Origin of the sequence: Ornithinimicrobium sp. CNJ-824, assembly GCF_001942405.1 — a bacterium.
In the GTDB taxonomy this organism is placed as follows: Bacteria; Actinomycetota; Actinomycetes; order Actinomycetales; family Dermatophilaceae; genus Ornithinicoccus; species Ornithinicoccus kibberensis.
In genome coordinates this window covers 1-4,930 of sequence record NZ_MKKA01000036.1, presented here as the reverse complement: position 1 = coordinate 4,930, position 4,930 = coordinate 1, and the positions used below count along the sequence as shown (strand labels likewise).

Annotated in this window: 3 protein-coding genes and 1 pseudogene; 3 read left to right on the top strand and 1 reads right to left on the bottom strand. The window is 66.0% G+C overall.

Annotated elements, in window-relative coordinates; translation table 11 throughout:
* Nucleotides 1-687 precede the first annotated feature (687 nt).
* The 3 genes and pseudogenes from BJF81_RS11705 (at nt 688) to BJF81_RS19750 (ending at nt 4,542) form a co-directional block, all read left to right on the top strand.
* Nucleotides 688-2,835, top strand: coding sequence for a DUF262 and DUF1524 domain-containing protein (locus BJF81_RS11705; protein ID WP_237770216.1), 2,148 nt, complete (start codon nt 688-690; stop codon nt 2,833-2,835).
* Nucleotides 2,836-3,250: 415 nt separating this feature from the next.
* Nucleotides 3,251-3,847 (top strand): helix-turn-helix domain-containing protein, encoded by a 597-nt coding sequence (locus BJF81_RS19755; protein ID WP_237770215.1) that lies wholly within the window; start codon nt 3,251-3,253, stop codon nt 3,845-3,847.
* A 5-nt stretch (nt 3,848-3,852) separates the two neighbouring features.
* Nucleotides 3,853-4,542 (top strand): annotated as a pseudogene (locus BJF81_RS19750) (ISL3 family transposase).
* A 5-nt stretch (nt 4,543-4,547) separates the two neighbouring features.
* Here BJF81_RS19750 and BJF81_RS11695 read toward each other — a convergent pair.
* A partial coding sequence (locus tag BJF81_RS11695; RefSeq protein WP_143780815.1) for a transposase occupies nt 4,548-4,930 on the bottom strand: 383 nt, incomplete at its 5' end.

Here is a 4,930-nt window from a genome sequence, read left to right as displayed (position 1 = left end):
ATCGAACTGTCGCAAGTCCAATCGTCCCAGGTCACAGGGGCATTCGTGTGTTACGACCCGGCTTGGTCACCCAATACATCGGCGGATCGAGGCTGAGGGCGAGCCAGCCACTGCCGCTCCCTAGCGACGGGCGAGATGGCGTAGCCTATTCCTCCCTGGGGTGGCGACCACGACCGGCTGCGCGTAGAGCGGGCCGACGGACACGTCCGACTCTGCCGCCGATCGGGTGCCCTACCGCCTCCTGCCGGATGAGCCGAGTTCCGCAGTCACCTGGGGGACTTCCTTACTGGCGACGCCCGATACGCCCCCGGCTGGTCTGTTGCGGACAAACCGTGCGGCCCTCGCCCGCGACCCACGACGACGCATCACCGACCAATCCTGCGCCGCGCCCGAGATCGGCTGGCGGCAATTCGAGGCCGACTACGAACCACTCCGTCGAGCGGGACCGAGCGGAAGTGCAGCGAGCCTGGGCAAGTTGCAACCGCTCTCATGTGCGGCCCCGCACCCGCCTGGCCACCTCGTGGCCCAGCACACCGGTCGCTTTGCTGGCGACGCCTACCGCAACGGCCATCGGCTGGATGAGCGTGGTCGAAGACTGCCGACGTAGCGCTAGACCAGGCGCTTGGGCGACCGTCTAGGCTGCCCCTTGACCGCGGCCGGCTATGAAGGGCCGGGCACCTCGGCACCGTGGCGCGGGCCATCACGGCCTGTGCGGAGAAACAGGGGAATCAAGCCATGAAGGCTGTCGACTCGCACCTGCTGACGCTCCTCAAGGCGAGCAGCCAATTCATCGTGCCGATCTACCAGCGGCTTTACTCCTGGCAGGTGACAGAGTGCGCCCAGCTGTGGTCGGACATCGTGCGCGCGGGCACCGACGAGCGGCTGGGCTCGCACTTCACAGGCTCCATCGTCTATGTGGCGCGGGACCAGGCAACCAACACCTCGGCCGAGCCGGACCTGATAATCGACGGCCAGCAACGCATCACGACCGTGACGTTGATCCTGGCGGCCCTGGTCGAACGACTCTCACAGCTCCCCCGGGGTGAGCAGGAGCCCTACGACGGGTTCTCCCCGCGCAAGATCCGCAATAGGTACCTGCTGAACGACGACGAAGAGGGCGAACGGCAGCACAAGCTGGTCCTGTCCCAAAGCGACCGGGACGCCCTGTTCGCGATCGTGCAAGGCGTGAAACCCGCCGATGGTCTGACCACGCGCGTGATCTACAACTACAAGTACTTCCAGAACAAGTTTGCGGACCCCACGCTAGACCTCGTTCAGGTGTGCCGAGGCCTGGACAAGCTGATCGTGGTCGACGTCAAGCTGGAGCGCGGTGTAGACAACCCCCAGTTGGTATTCGAAGCCATGAACTCCACTGGGCGCAAACTCTCTCAGGCCGACCTGATCCGCAACTATGTGCTGATGGACCTGCCCACCAAGGAGCAGACCAAGATCTACACAGCCCACTGGCGCCCCATGGAGCTGGAGTTCGTCGGCGCCAGCGACAGCAAGTTCGACGAGTTCGTCCGTCACTACCTAACGGTCAAGACCGGAGACATTCCCCGCCTGGACGACATCTACGAGGCGTTCAAGGACTACGCCACCACCCACGTTCAGGCCGACGAACCTATCGAGTCCCTCGTGGTCGACCTGCGCGAGTACGCCCACCGCTTCTGCGCCATGGCCCTGGGCAAGGAGAAGGACCCCAAACTCAGACCAGTCTTTCGCGATCTGGACCAGATCCGAGCCGACGTCGTCTATCCGTTTCTGCTGGAAGCGTACACCGACTACGAGCTGGGCACTCTGGGAACCGACGAGTTGCATGAGATCGTGCAGATGGTCACCTCTTACGTCTTCCGTCGGGCTGTGTGCCGCATCCCCACCAACTCACTCAACAAGACGTTCGCGGGATTCGCCTCGGCTGTGCGCAAGGATCGCTACGTCGACAGCGTTAAGTCCCACTTCCTGAGCATGCGCAGCTACCGGGCGTTCCCAACCGATGAAGAGTTCCGAGCGTCGCTGACCACGACTGACCTGTACAACTTCCGCCGACGTTCCTACCTTCTCCGCCAACTGGAGAATCACGGGCGCAAAGAACGGGTTGCCGTGGAGGAGTATACGATCGAGCACATCCTCCCGCAGAACGAGAATCTCTCTCCGCACTGGCGCCAGGCGTTGGGTCAGGACTGGCAAGATTTGCAGCGCAAGTACCTGCATACCCTGGGCAATCTGACCCTGACCGGATACAACTCCGAGTACTCCGACCATCCCTTCACCACCAAACGAGACATGCCAGGCGGCTTCAAGGACAGTCCATTGCGTCTCAATGCCGGGCTCGGGCAGCTGGACGCCTGGACCGTCGATGAGATCGAGAGGCGTGGAGACAGGCTGGCCACCGACGCCATCGCCATCTGGTCGCGACCGCATCTCGACGCGGCCGCCATCGAAGGGACCCGACTCACCCGCAGCGAGTCTCGGTTCACCATCGAGGACCACCCCTACCTGCTGCCCCCACGCCGGCGAGACCTGTTCGAGAAACTGAGCACGGAGACGATGGCTCTGGATCCGGGCGTCACCCGACACTTCCTGAAGCTTTACGTAGCGTTCAAGGCCGAAACGAACTTCGTCGACGTCGTCCCGCAGAAGGCACGCCTGCGATTGAGCCTCAACATCCCCATCGAGGTCGTCAACGACGAACGGGGACTGGCTAAGGACGTCAGCGGGAAGGGCCGCTGGGGCAACGGACCCACGGAAGTCAGCCTCTTCGAGGACTCAGACTTCGCCTACATCATGGGCCTGGTCCGGCAGGCCTACGAGTACCAGATGGGCGGCGACTGACGAAAGCGCGATTGACAACTGGCCAGTTTCGACGGTCGTCGCAGGTCCTCGGGACTGCTGAACGTTCGGTTGACGCCTCGTCGTGACCCATAGCTTGGTTTCAGTGGTGGCGCTGGCCGACGGTCGTCCTGAAAGGCTGACCGCTATGCCCCGTCCGTTCCCGCTCGAGTTCGAAAAGGGCTACCAGAAGACCCCTGGTGCTGCGCCGGAACGCACTCTTCTAATGGGTGCTGCCGATCCTCTGGCAGGCTCGGTTCCGGTAGCGGCTGGCGGGTCAGCACTCCACTTATCTGGCTCTTCGTCTTTGAGGGTGGGGTGAGGGCGGCGCGCCGACGCGCTGGGTGAGGCCGGGACGGGGTCGAGGTCCTCGATGATCAGGGGACTTCTACCTCTCCCGATCGCCAAGGACCTCGACGTGTCTGAGCCTACGTCGTGCTGCCGTGCCCTGGGCACCGGCGGCGCGTACTGCCACAACTGCGACCTCCTCGTCGGGCTGGACGGTCTGCACGTGACCGACGTCCGGCGCGATCCCGAGCTGCTCACCGTGACCGTCGAGTCAGCCCCGGCACCGGCCGGGTGCCCGGGCTGCGGGACGGTGGCCGAGGCGCACAGCCGGCGTGCGGTGCGGCTGGTCGACGCGCCCTGCTTCGACACCCCGGTCGTGCTCCTGTGGCGCAAGCGCCGCTACCGGTGCCGCGAGGACGCCTGCGAGGTGCGGACGTTCACCGAGCAGGTGCCCGACCTGGTCCGGCCACGGGGGCTGCTGACGACACGTGCCGCGCGGTGGGCCATCACCCAGATCCGCTCCGAGCACGCCTCGGTGCAGGGCGTGGCCCGCCAGCTGGGCGTGCGGTGGCGCACGGTGTGGTCGGCGATCAAGCCGATCCTGACGGCAGCGGCGGCTGACGAGACCCGCTTCGCCGGGGTGGCCATCCTCGGGGTCGATGAGCACGTGTGGCACCACGTGTCCACCAAGCGCCCGAGGACGGCGGGCGCGGGCCGAAGGAGCTGACCGGCATGGTCGACCTGACGACCGATGAGAACGGGCAGGTCAGGGCACGGCTGCTCGACCTGGTCCAGGGTCGCACCCGGGCCGCGTACGCCGACTGGCTGGAGGCACGCGGGGAGGAGTTCACCGAGGGCGTGGACGTGGTCACCCTCGACCCGTTCCAGGGGTACAAGAGCGCCATCGACGATGAGCTGGCCGACGCCACCGCTGTCCTGGACGCCTTCCACGTCGTCGCGCTGGGCACCAGGTGCGTCGATGAGGTCCGCCGGCGGGTGCAGCAGGACACCACCGGGCACCGCGGCCGCAAGGGCGACCCCCTCTACGGAGTCCAGACCATCCTGTGCGCCGGCGCCGAGAACCTCACCGACAAGCAACGCGCCCGGATCGAGCGGGCGTTCGCCGCGCACGAGGCTCACGAGGCCGTCGACCTGACCTAGCAGGGCGCCCAGAAGCTGCGCGCCGCGTACAAGCAGTCCGACAAGGCTGAGGGCCGCAAGATCGCCGAGCGCATCGTGGACTCGTTCCCCTCCTGTCCGATCCCCGAGGTCGCCCGCCTGGGACGGGCCCTGCGCAAGTGGAAGGAGGCGTTCCTGGCCTACTTCGACACCGGCGCCACCAACGGCGGCACCGAGGCCATCAACGGCCTCATCGAGCTCCACCGCCGAATCGCCCGCGGCCTGACCAACTTCGAGAACTAGGCTCTTCACAATCCAGGGTGTAGTTGGGGCCTGAATCCGCCGGCCTCCAGGAGTGCTCGGGCGATGTAGTGGGTGAGGTTGCGGAAGCCGAGGGCCAGGCCGCGCAGGTGCTCAAGGCGACCGTTCACTGCTTCGGTGGGGCCGTTGCTGGTGCGGGGGCGCTCGAAGTAGGCCAGGACGTCGCAGACGCGGCGGGCCAGGGTGCGGCCGAGCGTGCGCAGCTCGACCAACGGTCTGGGCACGCCCTGGGTGAGGGCGTCGATGACCGAGTTCATCTCGGTGCGGCCGCCCGCCCGGTCGGGGTCTCGGTAGGCGGAGATCATGCGCTGGTAGATGCCCCAGGTGAGCTCGACCTGCAGGTGCCGGTCGCCGGTGAAGAGCGTGTCGA